Genomic DNA, 19,575 nt, shown 5'->3' with positions numbered 1-19,575 from the left:
ACATTCTCAGAATAGCACTCCTGTCTGTTACCAGTCGTCCGTTCTGAATGAACTTGCCGGTAAGCCTTCGGTACTAAAAAGATCTCCCACTACAAAATCTTTAAAGGCATAACGCACCGCCGCAGGCTCCTTCACCATTGGCGAAGAGACAGAGACAGAACTTCCGTTGATGGTAGCCTTAGCGGGGTAAAAAATCTTATTAGCACCTGCTATTTCGAAAGTTGTCAGCTCCTTTCCAAAGGATGTTAAACCATTTGGAACATTGTCAAAGCTGATGGTCGCCACACTTCCGTTCACCGCCATCGATTTATAGAAGGGACTGGCAGAGCCGAAGCCTTTCATTCCATACGTGTTAGCAAGAGCTAATAGCGCCAAACGCTTTCCGCCCGCTTCTTTATTTGCCGGGTGGATCTGATTCTCTTCGCCGATATCTAAAACAACGGCCATTCCAGAATTAGGGATTTTAGTCAGCGACTTACGTTGCGCATCCCGAAGGAAGGCGGAGTTGTATTTGCCCCCATAGTTGTAAGGAGGCAGTTGCGAGTAATTGTAAGGAGCGATCTGCACATAGTAGAACGGAAAATCGCCCTGATTCCATAACGACCGCCACTCTTTTACCATGGCTGGAAACATCTCTTCGTAGCGGTCCGGGCGTTCGTAATTTGATTCTCCCTGATAGTAGATAGCGCCTCTGATTCCGTAACCAGTGATGGGGTAAAGCATTCCATTATAAAGTGTTGTGGGAGTCCGGCTGACTGCTTTAATCTCATCCCCTTTCGCAGGGATCTTTACCTCGGGAAAAGCTTTCAGGTTCTCAGGGGACATCCACGCTTCTACAAATGAGCCGCTATAACTTACGTTGATTAACCCGACAGGGACATCGAGCATCTCATTCAGAAGCTTTCCGAAATGATAGCCGGTAGCGCTAAAGTTTGCTACCGATTCCGGTTCAGCTACTTTCCATGCTGATGTCTTGCTATTTTGTTGAAGTTCGGTAACAGAGGAACGAGGCACTGTATACACTCGAATTTTCGAATTCTTTGATTTCAGGATCGCATCATTCGATCCCAGGATGGGCTGGCCTTTGAAGCCTTTCATCGGCATCTCCATGTTAGATTGCCCACCACAAATCCAAACCTCTCCAATCAACACATTCTTCAATTGTGTCGGGCTTCCTCCATCGTTAACAGAGAGTTCGTATGGGCCTCCTGCAGCTGGAGTCGCAACCTTAATGAGGAATTTTCCGGCTTTGTCGGCTTTTGCAGTGTAGCTTTTACCGTTCCAGGAGGTTGTAACATTAACGTTTTTGCCAGCAGTAGTCCATCCCCATACCGGTACCTCTGCCTGCTGCTGAAGTACCATATTGTCAGTAAATAAGGAAGCAAGCTTTATCTGCGCTTTAGCGGAAAAGCTAATAAGAAAGAGAATGAGAGAATAAAAAGTAATGGATGATGTTTTTGTCATTATGTAATTGTGTGTCAATTAATTTTTATCAGTAACAGGTTCAACGTCAACTGCTGGCTCTTCCGGATTAGCTCGCCATGTTTTTCCGGAAGCAGCTTCCTCTTCCAGTGCTTTTTTTCGCCAGTAATTTGCTAAAATGGAGCCCGAGATATTCATCCAGGGACTGAAGACTGCTGCTGCCAAACCAACGGTTCCTAATTTGCCCATCGCTCCTGCAAGCCCCGAAGCCATTCCACCGTTTTGCAGCCCTACTTCGAAGGCTACGGTCCGGGCACTAGGCTTATCCATCCCAAACCACCTGCTTAGGTAATAGCCAAAGAAATAGCCGGCAGCGTTGTGTATTACTGAAGATAGGAACAGGATTAGTCCTACCTGTAGAAGATTATCGCGACCAGCAGCAGTTGTTACCGTGGTAAAGTAGACAATTCCAAACATCGAGACATAAGGCATAAGATTATCGAGCCTGTGAAACCTTTTCGTCGCCAAGTGGTAGAATAATCCAACTAGCAGTGCCCCTCCAAAGAAGCTTAGTATTTCGACGGAGTGCATGAATTCAGAAGACAGGCGGGATTCCATAAAATTCCAGAGACCGAAGGACAGAGCTGCGAGCCATAAAGCAGCAAATCCGGAAAATTGGTAGACGGCCCTATAACCTTTATCCGAAGCGCCTTTCAGGTAGTCGTGAATAAGGGCAGCTCCTATGGGTACAATGACAATTTTGATAATTTCCATCATCATATCCAGAAATTCGATTTTTATAAGTGTTCCTGCGAGCAGTTTCATCAGCAAGGGAGTCATAAAGGGAGCTATCAAGGTCGCCATTGCGGTTACAGTGACCGAGAGTACTAAGTTAGCCCGAGCGATATAAACCATTACATTGGATGCAAGACCACTGGAACAGGAGCCAATGAGAATTATACCTGCGGCGATCTCCGTCTCAAATTCAAATACTTGTGTTAAGAGCAGTCCCATCAGCGGCATAATCGAGAAATGGCAAACGAGACCTATAAGAACGCCTTTTCCCGAGCTGGCCAAACCGGAGAAATCTTTAAGGCTCATTTGAATTCCCATACCGAACATGACTAACTGGACAATCAGTAGAATGAGCCACTTATTTCTCAGGTCAAAATCGCCCCATTTCAGGAAAGCAGCCGGATAAATCATTCCAGCTACGACAGCCGTAATAATCCATGCAGTATATTGATAGTTGGCGAGGGAGCGTATTGCCCCTATTCCTATTGCTGTTGACACTGACAATACTGTCGCTGAGGGTTGCCACAAGGAGGCATTTCCACTGATCAGACCTATAATCAAGGTTATTAGAGATATAGCACTTATGCCCAAACAGAGCTTTCGAAAATTCTTCATACGGCTATCCTTTACATAGTTCGGCAATGTGCTTTACCGCTAAGGCGGGACTGGATAGTATCGGCGTGCTTTTCACCTCTTCCGGTAATGTATCTACCACTCTTGCCATTGAAGCCTGTGCAAGAACTATCACGTCTACCTGTGAAGCAAGTTCTGTTAGCGCTGCAGCTACCATTTCATCATGCTTCTGCGGATTCCCTCCCATAAGCGCCTCGAATGCTCCTTCGCATAGGCGGGAAACCAGCTCGATTTCTTTACCTGCTGCTGCGCCCCGTCTTTGCACCAAATCGCTGGTTGGTCCTAAGGTGGTAGGAAGGGTGGCGATAACGCCAATTTTTTTTCCTGTTTGGACGGCAAGGTCCGCCATTGGTTGATCCACCCGCAGAACCGGAACGCCTGTTAACGCTGCTGAAGCTTCTACTGCTGCACCAATGGACGAGCAGGTAACCATCACCATATCTGCTCCTGCCAGTTCTGCCGAACCTACGTAGTTTACTACCCGGCGAGCAGTAAGGTTGGTCATTTCGTTTCGTTTGATAACATCCTTTATTAAGCTGTCATCGACGATGTTAAATACGTTTACATCCGGTAAATATTCCGAACAAAGCTGTTGAAATACCGGTACCAAAGTAGCAGAGGTGTGTACTAGTCCTAATGTCTTAATTTTCATGTCTTGGTTAGTTTTATATCTGTTTAAATAACAAATCGATAAAGTTCCAGTCCCACTTACCCCCGCTCTTTAACTCCTACTCCCGATTCGTTCAATTCGAATAATTCTTTGATTCGTAACTGTTTATTTTCGCTTCTACCCCTATGCTCGCCCTTTAGCACTTACAAAGTAATCTTCTTTCCCTACCTGTCCTCCCTTAAAGTTCACTTCCTTCCCGTCTATTGCCGAGCCAGGCGCATGCGCTTTGCATAGTGGAGCTCCGGGTGCCAGCGGTGCAATCATTTCTACCGCCTCAATTCCCATGGCTCTGGCTGCATAGCTTGACGTATCGCCTCCTGCGATAATTATCCGTTGCAGAGTGGTCTGCTCTGCTACCCGCTTAGCGATTGTCCCTAAAGCGGTGCCGTAGAGCCGTGATGTTTCCGATTTTGGTAGCCCCTTATCCCGGAAAACCCCATCTGTCTCTATTACCCGTTTATCGTCATTACCGGTGCTCGAATGAATAATTACATCGAAACCAGCAGTTATAAGGGCGGTTGCTTCAGCCGCGTACTGTTCTAGTAATTTTGTGGGATCGTCTTCAATTGCAAGTCGTACAGTATCTAAAGCGATTTCTTTGAATCCTGCTTCTAATGCATACGCAATCTGCCTGGAAGAAACCGGGGAGCAACTACCGGAGACTACCAGTAAAGGTGTATCGCAGGGAAGTAGGTCCCATTCTGATTTGCCCGCAATTGATCCGGATGCTCTCCAAAAATCGCTCAACGCCATCTCAACTCCCGAAGAGCCTACAGAAAACAGCGTCTGTCCAGCATCTGCAAAACTGTCGATCACCGCTCCTATCGTTTTCAATTGCGATTGATAAAGTCCATCAAACAAAACCACCTCATTTCCCTCAGTTAGCAGCTTTTCTACGGCCTCTCTTGTTTCTGGGACTTCTTTTTCTAGTTGAAGGATATCAATCAATCCGACTTTTTTAACCGTTTGCCTGGAGAGGTGTAAACGAAGGTCGCTTTCGTCGGCAGGCGTTACCGGATGTCTACTCATGGAAGGGTGTCGGTCCAGGCGGAAAATAGCGCCGTCGCTACCGATGCCCATCTTTGCAAACAGGTTCCCAAAAACACAATGGCGGCCGAGTGCCGGTGCGGCAACCAGTAAGGGTACAAATTTGGAATTGAAAACGGCCGCTCCTACTTCGATTGCCCGTCCAATGCTTCCAACAGTTGGGGAAGAATCAAAGGTCGAGCAAACTTTATAATGGACATGCCTTGGATTTAATTCTTTCAGGGCTTGAAAAGCAGGTCTTAGTTCCTGTTCCATCTTCTCCGGCGACATCGCTCTGGTCATCCCCGCCACACCTATTGCTTGCAAGCCCTGATAGCGGTCTAACTGCTCTCTGCTCGGAGGATCAATAAATAAAACCGTTTTTATACCAGCCCGGCCAAGAAAGTCGAGAGCGTCGGTTGAACCGGTAAAATCATCACCGTAAAAAGCAATCAGGAGCTTTGATTCCATTATTTCTTTCCAAACTTTACTACTGATTTTCCAAATTCTGGGTATTTCTGTGCCGTTTCTTCTACTGATAAACCGGCCACTGCTCCTTCCCAGGCCTGGTGTAAGGCCCGAACACCACCAGTGGGACCGTCGGGATGGGCCATGATGCCTCCGCCTGCCATATAAAGCAGATCTACTGTCTTGGTGCGACGGTAGGTTTCAGGAGCTTGTCCGCCCCATTGGCCAGAGGAAACAACCGGAAGTACTGAAAAGCCACCAAACATAGGCTCTAGACAAGATTCAATCGATTTAACCACCGAATCATCCGACTCCCAGAATTTATTTTGAATACCGTTAACATGTATTTGATCTACGCCCGCCAGTCGCCATAGCTTTTGATAAGCAGGGAACTCGATTCCCAGCAAGGGGTGACGATTCATCATTCCCCAGCCATTTCGATGCCCGTGGATAGCTAACTCACCGAAGTCGCATATTTTGTTAGCGGCGGAAATGCCGACGCTGTTCAAGCTGACCATGGCACAAGTGCCTCCCGCGCTCACAATCTTTTCATAGTTGCGCTGCATCTCGTCGATGCCCGCGCTTACATTGAAAGCATACATCACCTTTTTACCCGTTTTGTCAGCGTAATCATTGATCACCTTCATCACGGCGTCTACCCTTCTGGCGAAGAGCGAGTTGGCTGAAGACGAAAGCAGCTCGTCGTCCTTGACGAAATCGATTCCTGCCTCAGCAAGTGTTTTTACCAGTTCTGCTGTCTGCTCAGGAGAAAGTCCAATACTGGGTTTGATGATGGTTCCGATCAAAGGTCTGTCGTAGACTTTTGTCAGCTCGCGACAACCCTGAATCCCGAACTTAGGTCCCCTGAACATTTGCCCATAGGACGCAGGAAACTCGATATCCATCAACTTTAATCCGGTGAACTGCGTGATCTCATACAGATTACCCTGCAGTGTTGAAATCAAAACCGGGAGGTTATAGCCGAAATTCTCCACTGACCAGGACACTTCTATCGATGCTCGCTGGTACTTTCCATTTGGTGAAGAGGCTCCTGGTATTGCCGGCTCGGTCACTGTTTCCAAAGGCGTGATCGATTCTACTCTTGCCGCAAAACGGCTTTTTAGTTCCTCCGTTTCACCGGGAATTTCCACAAAGGTGCCGGATGACTGTTCTCCCGCCAGCACTTGGGCAGCTTTCTCCAGCTCGTACGGTGTTTCTATGTAATAGGTCGCTTTGATTCTTTCCATGTTAAAGCTAGATACAGATCTTAATCTTTAAGGGTCAATAAAAATATTATCTGCTGACTGGCAACCAAACTGACATTTCCGCGTGACCTCTGTTGCCCCAGGCGAAATAAGGGATCAGGCGAATGGAAGTGGTTTTATCAGCAGTGGATACTTCTCTATAAAGTGTATTCTTCCAATCTTTTGGTTCTACGCTTTTAGCTACACCTTCCAGGCTCATCACCTGTGCGCCATCAATCGTGATTGGCTTCGGCTGCAGACTGATCGTTGCGGGAACCACCACATTGGTAATATCCAAATTTGGTAGATCCTGTGACTCTAAACAATAAACCACCGGACCTCTTTTTACGGCCACCTGATTTCTTGTTTCTTCTACAAGGGGATTTGCTTCCACCAGTTTCGCTTCCATCGGAAGAACCAGTTCCACCTTATCTCCTTTTTTCCATTTGCGATTTAGCTCGGCATAAGAACCGGGCTTTACAGCAGCATCAACTGCCTTTCCGTTCACCAAAACCTTCGCACTGGATGCCCATCCGGGAATTCTCAAAAACAGCGAGTATGGTTTCGCTGATGTTTCTTTTATAGTAAGATTAATATTCCCGTTCCAGGGGTAACCTGTTTCTTGGGTCAGGCTCAACTTAGAGCCGTCCTTCAACTTGGTGCTCAGTTTGTTGCCGCCATATAGGTGCAGCCACAATCCTTTGTCAGAAACACTATAAGCGTAGCTGGCAATCTGCGCAATGGTACGCACTACGTTAGGAGGACAGCAGTTCGACAATCCGATATATGGGACGCGGTCTTTTGACCAGCGCTGTTTAAATGGTAGCTCGTCTGAAAAAGCCAGAGGGTTGGTGTACAAGAAGTTTTTTCCATCCAAACTAATGCCGGATAAGACACTATTGTACAATGCAAGTTCCATCACGTCGGCATACTTCGCCTCACCACTTAGCTGTAGCATCCGCCAGTTCCATAACACATTTCCGATGTTAGCGCAAGTTTCGTTATGGGCAGTGTGATTGGGCAATTGGTAGTCGCGTCCAAAGGCCTGGTGAATCTTTTGAACCTCTGTCGGGTTGTAGGAAGTTCCATCAGGGGAAACACCGTCATACAAAGAACCACAGCCACCAGTAATGTACATCTTGTGCGAAGTTACGTCGTCCCACATCAGATTCAGCGTATTGATCAGCGTTTCATCGCCTGTTTCAGCATAGACATCCGCCACACCTGCATACAGATAGTTCGCTCTTACCGCGTGGCCCATCGCTTTTTTCTGCTCGCGGAAAGGAATACGGTCCTGATTATCGTCAGTTCCATCGTTGATTTTTCCTTTAATATCGATCAGATTCTTCGCCAATTCAAGGTAGCGGGGATCGCGAGTGGTGCGATACATCTCCACAGTTCCCATGTAGTGAGAAGGACAAATCGCATTCCTTGCCAATGTAGGCGAGGCTTGCTTATAGAACCGGTACAAATAGTCTGTAGCTTTCTTCGCCACGTTCATCAGGTTGGTTTTGCCGGTTGCCCTGTAGTGAACGCAAGCTGCCGTCATCAAGTGCCCGATGTTATAAGCCTCAAAGCTCAACCGATCCTGAAACTGGTTCTTTTCTCCGGTCTTGCGCTGGTCGATCATCGCCTTGGTGTAGATGTAACCATCCTCGCGTTGCGACTTTGCAATCACGGCAATGGCCTTGTCCATCATTTCATCCAGGCGTTTGTCCCTGGTGGCAGCATACATACTTGCTACCGCTTCCAATGTTTTGTAGTAGTCGCCGTCGTGGAAAGATGGCCCCTTATGCGAGCCGGTATCTAAACCCGCCGCGATCTGGAAATTTTTGAAAGCGTGACTAATTTCGGCGTCATTATAAATCCGCCACATATTAGGCACCATGCTCTCGCGGGCCACTTTGAAACGATCAGCCCAAAAGCCGTCCGTCCAGGTCACCTCATCCATGTTAACACTTTGTAACTTCGCGTAAGGGCTTTTCGAAGTATTCACAAGGCTTTTCTCCTGTGCCTGCGCTCCCAAAGCCACTGATGCAGCAAATAAAGCAATGCTTCCTTTTGCAAAAATCCGGTTCATAATCATCGTCATTCTTTATGTCCTCCCGGCTGACCAAATCAGCCTGTTTAATTTTCTATTCTGGAAACCAGCTGTCTACCTCTGCTCACCTGCAGTCCTGCTGTTCACTGCAAGTCCTCGCCGAGGCCAGGCTCAACCCCTTTCCGGCTCCGGGCTTTCCGTTGCCATCAGGTTTATCTTAGAGCGCTGGTTTTTCAATCACCTTTTTTAACCACTAATCTTCCTTCAACAAGGTCACGGGACCAAACAAACCTGCTTTCAGCAAGGGTTTTCCTTCCAGACGATAAGGTGCAGTTGTTTTAGTGATCCGTTTATCTTCGGGCAAGCGCTGGTCGCCCATCAAGCGATTCGCCCAGGTATTTGTCACCTCTACAGTGAGCTGGTTGTTTCCCTTTTTCAAAGCTTTGCTGATGTCTACCCTATAAGGCGCTGTCCAAACTATCCCGCAGGAGACACCGTTTACTTTGACTTCAGCTATATTAGCAACTTCTCCCAGATCCAGGTAAACCGGTCCTTTGTGCCGCTTTTTAGTATTAAAGCTGGTTGTATAAGCCGCAGTGCCTGAGTAGTATTTGATTAGGCTGTCCTGGTTGGTCGACCAACTATCCAAGGTTTTAAAAGTCACCGGCTGAGGTGGTCCTCCAAGCGAAGTGTCGAAGCTAACTTTCCAATCGCCGGCAATCGTTTGGATCGGTTCTAGTTCAGTCCAGTTCTTGCCGGTTTTTTGCTTTACTGCTTTATCTGAATCATTGAAAATGACAAATAAAGAAGCGTTTGGCTCCAACTGGAGCTTCAGTTCTGTCCGATCGCCGGAAGGCTTCCATTGATTAGCGGGACTTGTTTTACCAGTAACAGCATCATACAATTCAGGAGCAGCATTTTTCACGCGGAAAGAGAAGTTCAAGGTACGCTGTTCATTCAGCTGGTTGGAAATGAAATAAATGTCTTTGCCCTCAGCACGGCGGTGATTCCATGCTATACCTTTTGGGTAAGCCTCGGTAGAATCAAGAATATCCAGATCACGGTTCAATCCGATGTTGTAGAAAGACGGCCAGATGTACTTGCCTTTGATGATCCTTCCTTTGCCTGCTTTCTTGATGAGTACAGTATCTACATCGTTCCGGATAGCATAGAAGTCGCCGTTCCAAAGTTCATTCACTACCCTGTCGAAAGCAAAAGCATCCCCTGCCTGAAGTCCCGGCATTGCCGTTGGCTTTTCAGCGATCATAATGGTCGCTCCCTCGTTGGCAAGATCCCGAAGCTTCGTTGCAACTTCGAGGCTCATGAGCTGTGCCTCCGGATTCATTTTCCGTTTCCCCGGAAGGATCAGCAGCTTATATCTCGCTCCGCTTTCGAATACCACTTCTCCATTCTCGACCTTTGAAGTCGACAATGCATCAGGGTTGAAGGAGTCGTAGGCATAACCTCTTAACGGATTCACCCAATTTTCAGGATCAGCCATGTTAGCTGAGTGATTTACGCCAGCAGGAATCTGACGCAGCGGTTCTCCAATATTTGCCAGTCGCTTTTCCTCTGCTTTCATCACATCTTCCCCGAAAATACCGGGTAAAAACGGCACCAAACGATCTGGCAGCACTGAGCGACGAGGTAGTTCTTCGCCCATGAAAACAGCGATATCTCTAACAGGCTTGCCCTGTTGCAAGAGTTCCTGCGCTCTTTCTGCATACTGTACCCAGGCTTTGCCCTGTTTCCACCAGGTTTGATCCCGCTGGAAATACAAACCGACACCATCGAGCGTCATCCCCGGTTTTCTGTTCATCCAGGGGTTGTGCGTAAATACGTGATAAACCAAGCGGTTAATGCCTAATGCGTAATTTCTGTCCTGCAGGGTTTTCATCATGCCCGGGTACTCATCCCAGGCCATGCGAACGGTGGTAAATGCCTCTGATTGCACAATGTTCTTCCCATAAACATGCGCGCCTGAAATAGCGTCCAGCATATCATTGGGCTTATCGTGCGTAGGACTGTTTAGCCAAAATTCACCTGTCGGCATGTCTGCGGTTTTGAAGTGCAGAATTCCGTCGCTCACCATGGTGGGTGATACGTTTTCTGCTGAAAAAAGTATACCCCGCTCCTTCACAGATTGTGCTACCGTTTTAAAGTAGACATCGGGTATCAACTCGGCGATTGTTTTGCGGACATCGTACAAAAACTTTTCAGAAACTTCGGCGCTCTCTATAGGAATACCTGCCATCACCGGAAGATAAGGAAGCAGGTCATACCCTCTCCTTTTTTTGAACTCATCTCTGAACACCGGCGACCAGTTCTGGCTTCCAGCCTCCCAGCTATCCATGAATAAGGTATTCAAAACGCGAGGTGTCAGGTCCGGACCGACCTGTTTTAGTGCCTCACCAAACCAATTACTGAAATGCAGCTTTACCGCTGCTGCGTTAAATTTATCCAACTCCAGGCCTTTCGCAGCGCCACCTGTAGCGTTGGTATGGCCGGTAGAAGTATGTCCAACCCGAATAATGGTCCAGTCTCCTTTTGGAGCAGTCCAGTTTAAACTTCCGTCAGGATTAAGACGATCGGTGAGATTAACGATACTTGACAGAGGTACGCAAAGGTCGTTGGGTATTTGGTTTGCGTCAGTTCGTTCACTAATTCGCCAAACGGCTCCTGATTTTCCTTCAAATTGATGGATTCTGGGTTCTGAGGAAAGTTCGAGGCGTACCAGTTTTAAAGATGGTTTCCATTTGGCTGCATCCAGATCTTCTGCCCCTGGCTCTGAACCTGCTTTATCATAAGAAAATCTAAAGTATCTGGCAGTAGTAGGAACAATGCTGTGGGTGATATCTGCATCTGTATCCTGCCAGCCGTGCCGAGGTGGCTGCAATCGTCCAATACTTCGGAACGCCTTACCGTCATCGCTAACCTCAATTTTCAAGCGGTGAGCCTGAACGTTGTTTCCGTTGGTATGGATAAAAACAGTACGGGCTGTAAAAGGCTTTGCAAATTCGTACTGAATCCAAAGAGGATTGTTAGAACGGATCGCTTCTTTATTGCCTGCCTTCACCAGGAACGATGCATCTATGCCGGTGCTGGTAGTTACTTTCGGAACCACGGTGCGGCTAGAAACACCGGCGCCTTCAACGGAAGGAAAGGCATATACAGCGATATCGCGGTAGTAGTTCTCTTTTGTTTCCGGCTGCGGTAGTTTAATCTTATTCTTCGTTCCTCCAGTAATATACGTTTGAGAAGAAACGACCTTTTGCATAGATAGCTCAGGAGTTATCCATGGACCTCCAGCGGTTGCAAAGCCGTCGCTAACGTTCATGCCGATCTTTAAGCCGAGACGGTCGGCTTCACGTACTGCATGTTTAACCATTTCCCACCATAGTGGGCTTAGCTGTGCAGCGACAGGTGTAAACAGCGGCGGGTTGGTAGGGCCTTTTATGGGCATCAAATAAGCTCCACCAATACCCACTTCTTTCATCGCCTCCAGATCAGCGGTAATTCCTTCTTTGGAAGCTGCGCCATGCATCCAATACCATAACACCCAGGGTTTGGCAGTTGCTGAAGTTTGAGCTTGAGCAAGCAACCCGTTTAAAACAAGTGAAAATAGTACTGCAAAAAATCGAAATCCTTTAAAACTCATTTTTAACTAATTATTGGCAGGCTTATACCCTCTAATGCCAAAGAATAAAATCACCACAAAACATATTAACGGAATAATATATCCCAACTGGATATTATCGCCATTGAAATCGATGATCGTCCCCATCAGGTATGGCAGGATTGCTCCCCCAACTATGGCCATGATGATCCAACTGGAGCCGGCTTTTGTCCCCTCCCCAAGATTGGTAATTCCCAGGGCAAAGATGGTAGGAAACATAATTGACATGAAAAAACCGAGTCCGAGAAGTGCGTAAATCACATAGATACCTTCTCCATAAATAGATACCAGGCAAAGCAAGACGGAAAGTACAGAGTAGATAGAAAGCAGATTCTGAGAACTGATAAACTTTAACAGACCTGTTCCCACAAAACGTCCGGCCATAAACAGGAATCCGTAAACCGCCAGATATTCTGCTGCGGTTAGTTCGTTAACACCTGCACCTTGCTGCGCCATGCGGATAAAGAAACTGGTAACGCAGACCTGGGCTCCTACATAAAAGAATTGCGCTACCACCGCCCAGGATAAATGCCTCCGCTTTAACACTTCAAAAAAGCCGCCTTTAATGCTAACGTCATCTGACTGTGGTTTTACTTCAGGAACGTGCATAAACTTGAAAAGTATAGCGATCAGAAGCAATACGCTCCCAAGAACGATGTATGGCATTTTTACCGAAGCGGCTTCTCCCGCCAGGTAAGATAAACGCGCCGACTCGGACATGGCCTCTAATTGTTCAGGTGTGTATTCTTTTCCGGAAAGTATGAACAATTTACCTACGATCGGCGCTACCATTGCGGCAAGCCCGTTGAAAGAAGCCGCAAGATTAAGACGATTAGAGGCGGTAGCCGGACTGCCCAAGACAGCCGCATACGGATTGGCTGCAGTTTCAAGAACGGTCAGACCACAACCGATAATAAATAAAGCTATCAGGAAAATCTCGTAAGCTCTGCTGTTAGCCGCCGGAACAAACAGGAATGCACCAGCCGCAAACACCAGCAAGCCCAAGATGATAGAGTTCTTGTATCCCCATTTCTTCAGGATAGCACCCGCCGGAAGCGCCATCAGGAAATAGGCAAAAAAGATCGATGTATCAACCAGCGTCGACTGCCTGTTATTCAGTTGACAAGCCTTTTTCAGGTGCGGGATAAGAATTGAGTCAAGATTATGAGCCATTCCCCATAAAAAGAAAAGGCAGGTAACAAGAATGAAGGGCATCAGGTAGCTGTTGCCTTGATTTTGGGGCGGGACGTGATTTCCCGTCGCTGTAGTTACTGGTTCCTGGGTTGCAAACGCCATCGGTTTAATTGGTTTTATGTTAGTTTATTGTTTCCTTTTTACCATCAGCAGATGGTCGCATACGAGAACCACTTCACCGTGCTGGTTGATGATCTCCACGTGTTCAGTAACAGTTCCGTATTCAGGCTTTTTTGCGTCGGTTTTCTCTGAAATGGTGACTTCAGAATGAATCGTATCGCCGATGAAAACCGGCTTAATAAAGCGCAGGCGGTCGTATCCCTTTGACATCGCTTCCGGGTTAATTTCAGAAGCTGTCAACCCAATTCCTATACTAAAGATCATGGTTCCGTGAGCTATTCTTTGTTTAAATGGCTGTGTTTTGCACCATTCTGCATCCATGTGGTGAGGGAAAAAATCACCTGTATGACCGGCATGAACCACGAAATCAGTCTCTGTAATGGTGCGCCCAAGTGTTACGCGTTTATCTCCTAAAATATAATCTTCGAAAAATGTGGATTTGAAATACATGTTATAATCGGTTTGACTAGAGATCAGTAGTTAGAGTTTGTGGCGAAAGTCCCTGAAGCTGCTCAGCTACAACAACCCCACCTTTATCACTGGAGATGTAGGCACTTTCAACAACCGCCATTGTTTTTATTACATCTTCTACACCTGTGTGTAGTACCGCGTCTGAACCTTCTTTAAATCTCATCAGGTTCGACATCGTTCCAACAAATGCTTCAGGAAACCAGGAACCTTCCAGCTCCACCGTTTTCCATTCCGGCGCTTTTCCTTCCTCCCGGATGCAGTATTCAAACTTGTCAGGTACACCGTGCGGATAATCCATCAACAGGCCCATTTTCGCCTTAATAGCTCCCTTGGTTCCTTCCCATTTGATAAAGCTCTCTTGATTGTGCGGACCGAATTCGTGATCATGGTTTGTGTTGATCACCGCATGCATCGTATCGCCATAATCAAGGATAATAGTCGATCTCGACGAGGAAAGAGCCTTAGCAGGGTGTTTAAGCGTTTTGGCATAAACACTGTAAGGATCGCCAAGAAAAGAGCGGATCATATCCACGTAGTGAATGCTGTGATATTGAATTTCGAGTCTTGGGTGTACCATCACATGCGGAAACAATTCCCACGGAGTTACCAACGTCACCCGTACCTCCATATCATACAGCTCTCCTATCATGCCCTTTTCAATCATATACCTGGCCGCACTTACAAAGGGCGCAAAGCGGAGTTGAAAGTTTATCGCGGCTACCAGATTTTTCCTCCGGCAAACCTCAAGAATTTCTTTTGCCTGCCAGAAGTAGTCGCCCATAGGCTTTTGAATTAAAACCGCTGCTCCATCAGGAAGCTGCTCTAATGTTTCCACGTACTTCTCGGGCATGATGGTGATATCGTAAACAGCGTTGGCCGGTGCGTTCGCCACGGCCTGCTCCACGGTGTCGTATACGTTTGGAATGCCGAAATCAGCAGCTAGTTTCTCGGCCCTGGCTCTTGTCCTATTTGTAATCCCGTACACTTCAAAACCCGCTTGCTTATAGGCAGGCAGGTGCGCATCCTTTACAATTCCGCCGGCACCGATGATGACGATCGGCTGCCGCGTTTCTGGTAATTCTGGCTTATATGATATTTGCATCTATTCGTCCGTTTGGTTGATCTTTTCCTGCGCTTCATTTAAAATTGTTTCTGCAGGAAGTTCAGTATTTATTGCTTTAAGTACCGCTTCGTCAATAATAGAAGCGATGGTAGTCCAGTTAGATTTCTGTGGAAGGGATTTAGCACATTCGTGCAGCATTTCCAGCTTATGGTAATAAGGGACTAGCTTGTTAATCTCCTGATCTTTCCAGGTAGAAATTCGGCAACCTATGCCTCCTTCAAGGGTCAACAGCTTGTCGTTCTCGGCGTTAGTAGCAAAGCGGATAAAGTCGTAAGCAACTTGCTTATGTTGGCTACCCGACCCAATAGTGTAAAGCCAATATACATTGAGAGAGGCAGAATCGCTGTAGGCACCCTTTGGTAAAGTAGTCACATCCACCTTTCCTTTTACTTTAGAGTCTTCAGATACTTCGCATACCGAGGCGAAACCGAACCAGTTCACCATCATAGCAACTTCTCCACGGGCAAAGGCAGCACCTGCCGCTACTGATTCAAATTCCGAAGAACCCGGATGAACAGCGGTTTTATCTCTGAAAATCTCACGGTAAAACTCCAGTCCCTTCATGGCAGCGGGCGTGTTGATCTGGACATTTCCTTTTGAGTTGAGTAAGTATCCATTTCGAGTCCACAATTGCAGGCAAAAATCAAAAACTGTATTATGGCCGTCCGGATATCCTGCGAAGACGGTCCCGTAAAGGTTTTGCTCCGGGCGATTGAAGAACTGGGCGATCTGCTGGAACTCCTCCCAGCTTTCTGGTGGAGCTAGCGCTTTTCCGAAGGCCTTCTGATAGGCCTCCTGCTCTGAAGGGTCTTCAAAAAGGTCTTTTCGGTAGATCAGACATTCAGGGCCGTCGTGAAAGGGTAAGCCAACAATATTCCCGTTAAATTGCTGCATACCGAGCAAGGATTTGCTCCAGGCTGAAGGATAACCCTCAGGAGGATTATTTTGGATGTAAGTATTTAAGCTTTCAACAGCAGACGAAGTGTACGCTTCAAAAATCCAGTCGGTATTGATGTGAGCTACATCCCAGTCACCGGTGGCGAGACCCTGTTTCTCCAGCGTCGCTTCGTGTAGCTGGTGCAGGTCAAGAGGTACCAGTTCGGCCTGTAATGAACAACCGGACTGTTCGCAAAACTTATCCCAAAACTTCTGCATGGCAGCTTCGAAGGGAGGAAATTTGCGAACCGCAATTCTGAATTTACCGTCTGCGTTAGCCATTAGTTTTTCTCTAGCTGTAAAAATTCCTTTGTTATTTGGTCGTTATCCTCCCCGATCTTAGGAGATCCTTTTGGAGAACTAAAAATTTCACCATCGAGCCTTATCGGGCAGCGGGTGGTTTGATAGGAATAGCCGTCGGTCATCTGTACTTCCTGTACCATGTCTAAAACTTTGAAGCCTTCGTGGTTCATCAACTGATCCCAGTTTAACACGTCTGCACACCAGATATCGGCAGGTTCCAGAACAGATAACCACTTCCCGGTAGTTCCTTTTTTTAGGTGGCTGGCCAGGACACCTTTAATTTGGTCTCGTTTTGTAAAGGCTTCCGCCGGATCTACAAATTGCTCAAGCTCCTCGCATTCCAACAGCTTTGCAAGAACCGGGATTGAGCCCATCGCTAAAGCGAGATGTCCATCCGCAGTTTGATAAATCCCGTAAGGAGCACCGAGGTAAGCGTTAGCGTTATTCGATTTTGTTCTTTCAGGAAGGGCATTCCCATCGTTCAAAAAGGTAGTGACGGTTTCAAATTGAAAGTCTAGCGACGAATCGAGCATGCTGACCTGAACCAGAGCGCCTTCTCCTGTTTTGATTTTACCGTAAAGACAAGCAAGAATTCCCTGGGAAAGGTGTGCCCCGGCCAGCATGTCCACAATTGATAAACCCATCGGAACAGGTCCATGATCTGCGTTTCCACTTAGCCAGGTTAGTCCCGTCAGCGATTGTAGCAGGAGATCCTGCCCAGGCTTGTCCTTCCACTCTCCCTCCGATCCATAGCCGGAAATCTCCCCATAAACTACCCCGGGATTGATCCTGCTTACGCTTTTGTAATCAAAACCGAGGCGTTCCATAACACCCGGTCGGAAGTTGTGCATCACGACATCCGCCTGTTCGAGCAGTTGCCACACAGCCTTGCAGTCATCCTCATTTTTAAGATCAGCGGCAAAGCTTTCCTTGTTTCTATTGATGGCGTGGAATACGGAAGATTCCCCATTCATCACCAAATTAGAAGTGTAGAGTGTACGACAAATGTCGCCTGTGTCCGGTCGTTCTATTTTTATAACCCTCGCACCAAGATCGGCCAAACGAAGGCTGGCTGATGGTCCCGAAAGGAATTGACTGAAATCTATAACGAAATAATCTTCAAGTGGCTTCATGCTAGCTCGGTTGCAAGTTAAACTCCTGGTTGATAAGTAGCGTGTTCTCTCCTACCTGGGGCGCAACTTTAGGTGAATAAAGCTTTGCCTCATTGATCCGGATAGGACTGCGAGTTGTTTTTATTTCGGTTCCCTCTGCAGTTTTAAGTTCTTGCACTACTCCTGAGGCAGCTACCCCCGGTTGTGCAAATACTTCCTGATAGTTCAAAACAGCTGCGCTCCAGATGCCGGCTTGTTCCAGGTCTAGCAGCCAGTCCTGCGTTTTTCTTTTCAGAATGATTTCCGAAAAAAGTGCTCCAATCTCATCTCGCTTATCAAACCAGGATTCCGGATCAGGAAAAGTTGCGGAAATATCGCAACCAATAACATTTCCAATAGACGGAAGGTTCCCCATGGCAAGGGCAATATAACCATCGGCAGTTTGATAAATCCCGTAAGGTGCACTTAGATAAGCATGTCCGGCACCTCTTACCGAACTTCTCTGCGGCAGTTTTCCTCCATCATTGAGATAGGTAGTTAACACTTCAAACTGTAGGTCCAGGGTCGACTCCAATAAGGAAACCTCTACCAGAACCCCCTTACCTGTTTTAGCTCTTTTGAGTAAAGCCGCCAGAATTCCCTGGGTAAGATGATTGCCGCACATAGTGTCAGCTACTGACAAACCGAATGGAACGGGACCGTCATTGCTGGTGCCTGTCAGTTGGGTAAGTCCGGAAAGAGATTGAACCAGGAGATCCTGCCCCGGCTTGTTTGCCCATGGCCCTTCCTGCCCGTAGCCGGTAACCACTCCGTAAATAATCTTAGGGTTGATTTGCTTTACCGACTCAAAGTCCAGCCCGATTTTTTCCATTACTCCCGGGCGGAAGTTATGAGTCACCACATCTGCCTTCTCGATCAGTTTTTTCACGTTTTCGAGATCTTCCCGGTTTTTCAGATCTGCGGCATAGGATTCTTTATTCCTATTGATCGTGTGAAAAAGTAAGCTGTCTGATCCTACAAAAAGGTTTTTGATAGCAAGCTGACGACAAGCCTCACCTTTTACCGGCCGCTCAATTTTGATCACACGCGCTCCCAGGTCGGCCAATTTTAGTCCAGCCGAAGGGCCCGCCAGAAACTGGCAGAACTCAAGTACTAGCAATCCGTCGAGCGGTCGTTTCATGCAGGCTGTAGATTTCGCGATTTTAAATATAGTTCATTCATTTTCTCCAGCACTTCCTCTTCGCTGCCACCTTTCATCAGGTAGTCGCGCACCAGATCGCCTGCATGATCTTGAAAGAACATGTGACCATGGTAACGAGGACGTAAAAAGGCTCTTTCTAAGGCTGGAAGTGTATTCTTGAAATAGTTACAGGTCTGACGATTGTTCTCCTCATCCAACCAGGCAGCCAAATGACCGGGTTGTCCTCCGTTTTCAAAAAATACGGTTTGCTGAGATTCAGCAGAGGCAACAAAATTAGCATACTGAACGGCCAACGAAATGTCTTTCGAACTTGAAGAAACAGCGAGACCAGTTCCTCCTAGAGTACTTTTCAGGTTCGTTTTTCCATCTATGGAAACCATATCGTGGAAATGAAGCAGTTTTCTTGCGTAACCCCTTCTTGAGTAATTCGAGTAGCCGTAGGCAAAAGGACAATAAGCAACCTGGTCCGTTTTCGTCATTGCTTCATACACTTGAATGGGGTTGCGATGAAAATTATCAGCATGAACACGTGTCGCTAATTCTCTAAAAAGCTTTAGTGCTTTAATCCCGGTTTCCTGACTGATCACCTGGTCTTCCTGCTGACAAGGATCTTCACCCAGTGAGCAGCAGAACATGTAGAAGCTCATTAACACATCGATCGGAATTCCTGCAAACGCAACCAGTCCCTTGTCTGCTAGAGCGATCAGGTCGTCGAAAGATTTAGGAAGCTCAAGTCCGTACTTTTCAAACAGGTCCGGGCGACTGGAAGCTACCGGAGTAGCAGCATCTATAGCCAGGGCCCACTGATGGCCATCGTATGAGTAGCTCTCGAACGAACGCCCAACGGTGTTCTGTTCCTGATCTTGCATAAAGCCTTTGGTTAGGTATTCATCCAGAGGTACAATCGATTTTGTTTTTGCGGCAAAACCAGCCCATGGATGGTCGATAACCAAAAGATCGAAACGTTTGGCAAGCTCCTCGATCGAGAAATCAGCAAACTGCTGCAGACTTCTTTTTTCCCAAACTATTTCAACGGATGGATTCAGTTCTGTAAAACGTTGAGCCGTTGCCACCATTGGCACAAAACCCCGGCTATGGTTCCAGGTGATTCCTTTTAGTGTTATCTTTTTTAAACTCATG

General features: G+C 47.1%; 14 protein-coding genes. All 14 read right to left on the bottom strand.

Translation table 11 applies throughout. From position 1 onward, the window contains the following. Positions 1 to 27: 27 nt before the first annotated feature. Entirely contained in the window at positions 28 to 1,464 is a 1,437-nt protein-coding gene (locus tag J4N23_RS01690; protein WP_207425274.1) for a sialate O-acetylesterase, read from the bottom strand. Positions 1,465 to 1,482: 18 nt separating this feature from the next. After that, complete coding sequence (locus tag J4N23_RS01685; protein WP_207425273.1) at positions 1,483 to 2,832, bottom strand: bile acid:sodium symporter family protein; 1,350 nt, start codon at positions 2,830 to 2,832, stop codon at positions 1,483 to 1,485. 4 nt (positions 2,833 to 2,836) lie between these two features. After that, a complete protein-coding gene (locus tag J4N23_RS01680) occupies positions 2,837 to 3,502 on the bottom strand; it encodes an aspartate/glutamate racemase family protein (protein WP_207425272.1) in 666 nt (221 codons plus the stop codon). Positions 3,503 to 3,643: 141 nt separating this feature from the next. Continuing rightward, positions 3,644 to 5,017, bottom strand: coding sequence for a four-carbon acid sugar kinase family protein (locus J4N23_RS01675; protein ID WP_207425271.1), 1,374 nt, complete (start codon positions 5,015 to 5,017; stop codon positions 3,644 to 3,646). Then, positions 5,017 to 6,261, bottom strand: a complete 1,245-nt coding sequence (locus J4N23_RS01670; RefSeq protein WP_207425270.1) for a ribulose-bisphosphate carboxylase large subunit family protein — start codon at positions 6,259 to 6,261, stop codon at positions 5,017 to 5,019. The genes J4N23_RS01675 and J4N23_RS01670 overlap by 1 nt, the downstream gene beginning before the upstream one ends. 46 nt (positions 6,262 to 6,307) lie before the next feature. Beyond that, complete coding sequence (locus tag J4N23_RS01665) at positions 6,308 to 8,338, bottom strand: glycoside hydrolase family 127 protein (RefSeq protein ID WP_207425269.1); 2,031 nt, start codon at positions 8,336 to 8,338, stop codon at positions 6,308 to 6,310. 214 nt (positions 8,339 to 8,552) lie between these two features. Continuing rightward, entirely contained in the window at positions 8,553 to 11,957 is a 3,405-nt protein-coding gene (locus tag J4N23_RS01660) for a glycosyl hydrolase (protein WP_207425268.1), read from the bottom strand. Between the two features lie 6 nt (positions 11,958 to 11,963). After that, complete coding sequence (gene fucP, locus J4N23_RS01655) at positions 11,964 to 13,190, bottom strand: L-fucose:H+ symporter permease (RefSeq protein WP_242689080.1); 1,227 nt, start codon at positions 13,188 to 13,190, stop codon at positions 11,964 to 11,966. Between the two features lie 105 nt (positions 13,191 to 13,295). After that, positions 13,296 to 13,739, bottom strand: a complete 444-nt coding sequence (locus J4N23_RS01650; RefSeq protein ID WP_207425266.1) for a MaoC/PaaZ C-terminal domain-containing protein — start codon at positions 13,737 to 13,739, stop codon at positions 13,296 to 13,298. Between the two features lie 16 nt (positions 13,740 to 13,755). Further along, a complete protein-coding gene (locus J4N23_RS01645) occupies positions 13,756 to 14,862 on the bottom strand; it encodes a Gfo/Idh/MocA family protein (RefSeq protein WP_207425265.1) in 1,107 nt (368 codons plus the stop codon). Beyond that, positions 14,863 to 16,101 carry a sugar ABC transporter substrate-binding protein gene (locus J4N23_RS01640; RefSeq protein WP_207425264.1) on the bottom strand — a complete coding sequence of 413 codons (1,239 nt, stop codon included), beginning with the start codon at positions 16,099 to 16,101 and terminating at the stop codon, positions 14,863 to 14,865. Continuing rightward, entirely contained in the window at positions 16,101 to 17,255 is a 1,155-nt protein-coding gene (locus tag J4N23_RS01635) for a CaiB/BaiF CoA-transferase family protein (RefSeq protein ID WP_207425263.1), read from the bottom strand. The genes J4N23_RS01640 and J4N23_RS01635 overlap by 1 nt, the downstream gene beginning before the upstream one ends. A gap of 1 nt (position 17,256) precedes the next feature. Continuing rightward, positions 17,257 to 18,414 carry a CaiB/BaiF CoA-transferase family protein gene (locus J4N23_RS01630; RefSeq protein WP_207425262.1) on the bottom strand — a complete coding sequence of 386 codons (1,158 nt, stop codon included), beginning with the start codon at positions 18,412 to 18,414 and terminating at the stop codon, positions 17,257 to 17,259. Continuing rightward, positions 18,411 to 19,574 (bottom strand): ABC transporter substrate-binding protein, encoded by a 1,164-nt coding sequence (locus J4N23_RS01625; RefSeq protein ID WP_207425261.1) that lies wholly within the window; start codon positions 19,572 to 19,574, stop codon positions 18,411 to 18,413. The genes J4N23_RS01630 and J4N23_RS01625 overlap by 4 nt, the downstream gene beginning before the upstream one ends. Position 19,575 lies beyond the last annotated feature (1 nt).

The organism is Pedobacter sp. SYSU D00535, from assembly GCF_017355855.1.
Lineage (GTDB): Bacteria > Bacteroidota > Bacteroidia > Sphingobacteriales > Sphingobacteriaceae > Desertivirga.
This window is presented reverse-complemented; position numbering and strand designations above follow the sequence as displayed.

Excerpts from the sequence above, each read along its gene's own strand:
- J4N23_RS01690 (WP_207425274.1), bottom strand. The coding sequence starts at position 1,464 with ATGACAAAAACATCATCCATTACTTTTTATTCTCTCATTCTCTTTCTT.
- J4N23_RS01685 (WP_207425273.1), bottom strand. The coding sequence starts at position 2,832 with ATGAAGAATTTTCGAAAGCTCTGTTTGGGCATAAGTGCTATATCTCTA.
- J4N23_RS01680 (WP_207425272.1), bottom strand. The coding sequence starts at position 3,502 with ATGAAAATTAAGACATTAGGACTAGTACACACCTCTGCTACTTTGGTA.
- J4N23_RS01675 (WP_207425271.1), bottom strand. The coding sequence starts at position 5,017 with ATGGAATCAAAGCTCCTGATTGCTTTTTACGGTGATGATTTTACCGGT.
- J4N23_RS01670 (WP_207425270.1), bottom strand. The coding sequence starts at position 6,261 with ATGGAAAGAATCAAAGCGACCTATTACATAGAAACACCGTACGAGCTG.
- J4N23_RS01665 (WP_207425269.1), bottom strand. The coding sequence starts at position 8,338 with ATGAACCGGATTTTTGCAAAAGGAAGCATTGCTTTATTTGCTGCATCA.
- J4N23_RS01660 (WP_207425268.1), bottom strand. The coding sequence starts at position 11,957 with ATGAGTTTTAAAGGATTTCGATTTTTTGCAGTACTATTTTCACTTGTT.
- fucP (WP_242689080.1), bottom strand. The coding sequence starts at position 13,190 with ATGCCCTTCATTCTTGTTACCTGCCTTTTCTTTTTATGGGGAATGGCT.
- J4N23_RS01650 (WP_207425266.1), bottom strand. The coding sequence starts at position 13,739 with ATGTATTTCAAATCCACATTTTTCGAAGATTATATTTTAGGAGATAAA.
- J4N23_RS01645 (WP_207425265.1), bottom strand. The coding sequence starts at position 14,862 with ATGCAAATATCATATAAGCCAGAATTACCAGAAACGCGGCAGCCGATC.
- J4N23_RS01640 (WP_207425264.1), bottom strand. The coding sequence starts at position 16,101 with ATGGCTAACGCAGACGGTAAATTCAGAATTGCGGTTCGCAAATTTCCT.
- J4N23_RS01635 (WP_207425263.1), bottom strand. The coding sequence starts at position 17,255 with ATGAAGCCACTTGAAGATTATTTCGTTATAGATTTCAGTCAATTCCTT.
- J4N23_RS01630 (WP_207425262.1), bottom strand. The coding sequence starts at position 18,414 with ATGAAACGACCGCTCGACGGATTGCTAGTACTTGAGTTCTGCCAGTTT.
- J4N23_RS01625 (WP_207425261.1), bottom strand. The coding sequence starts at position 19,574 with ATGAGTTTAAAAAAGATAACACTAAAAGGAATCACCTGGAACCATAGC.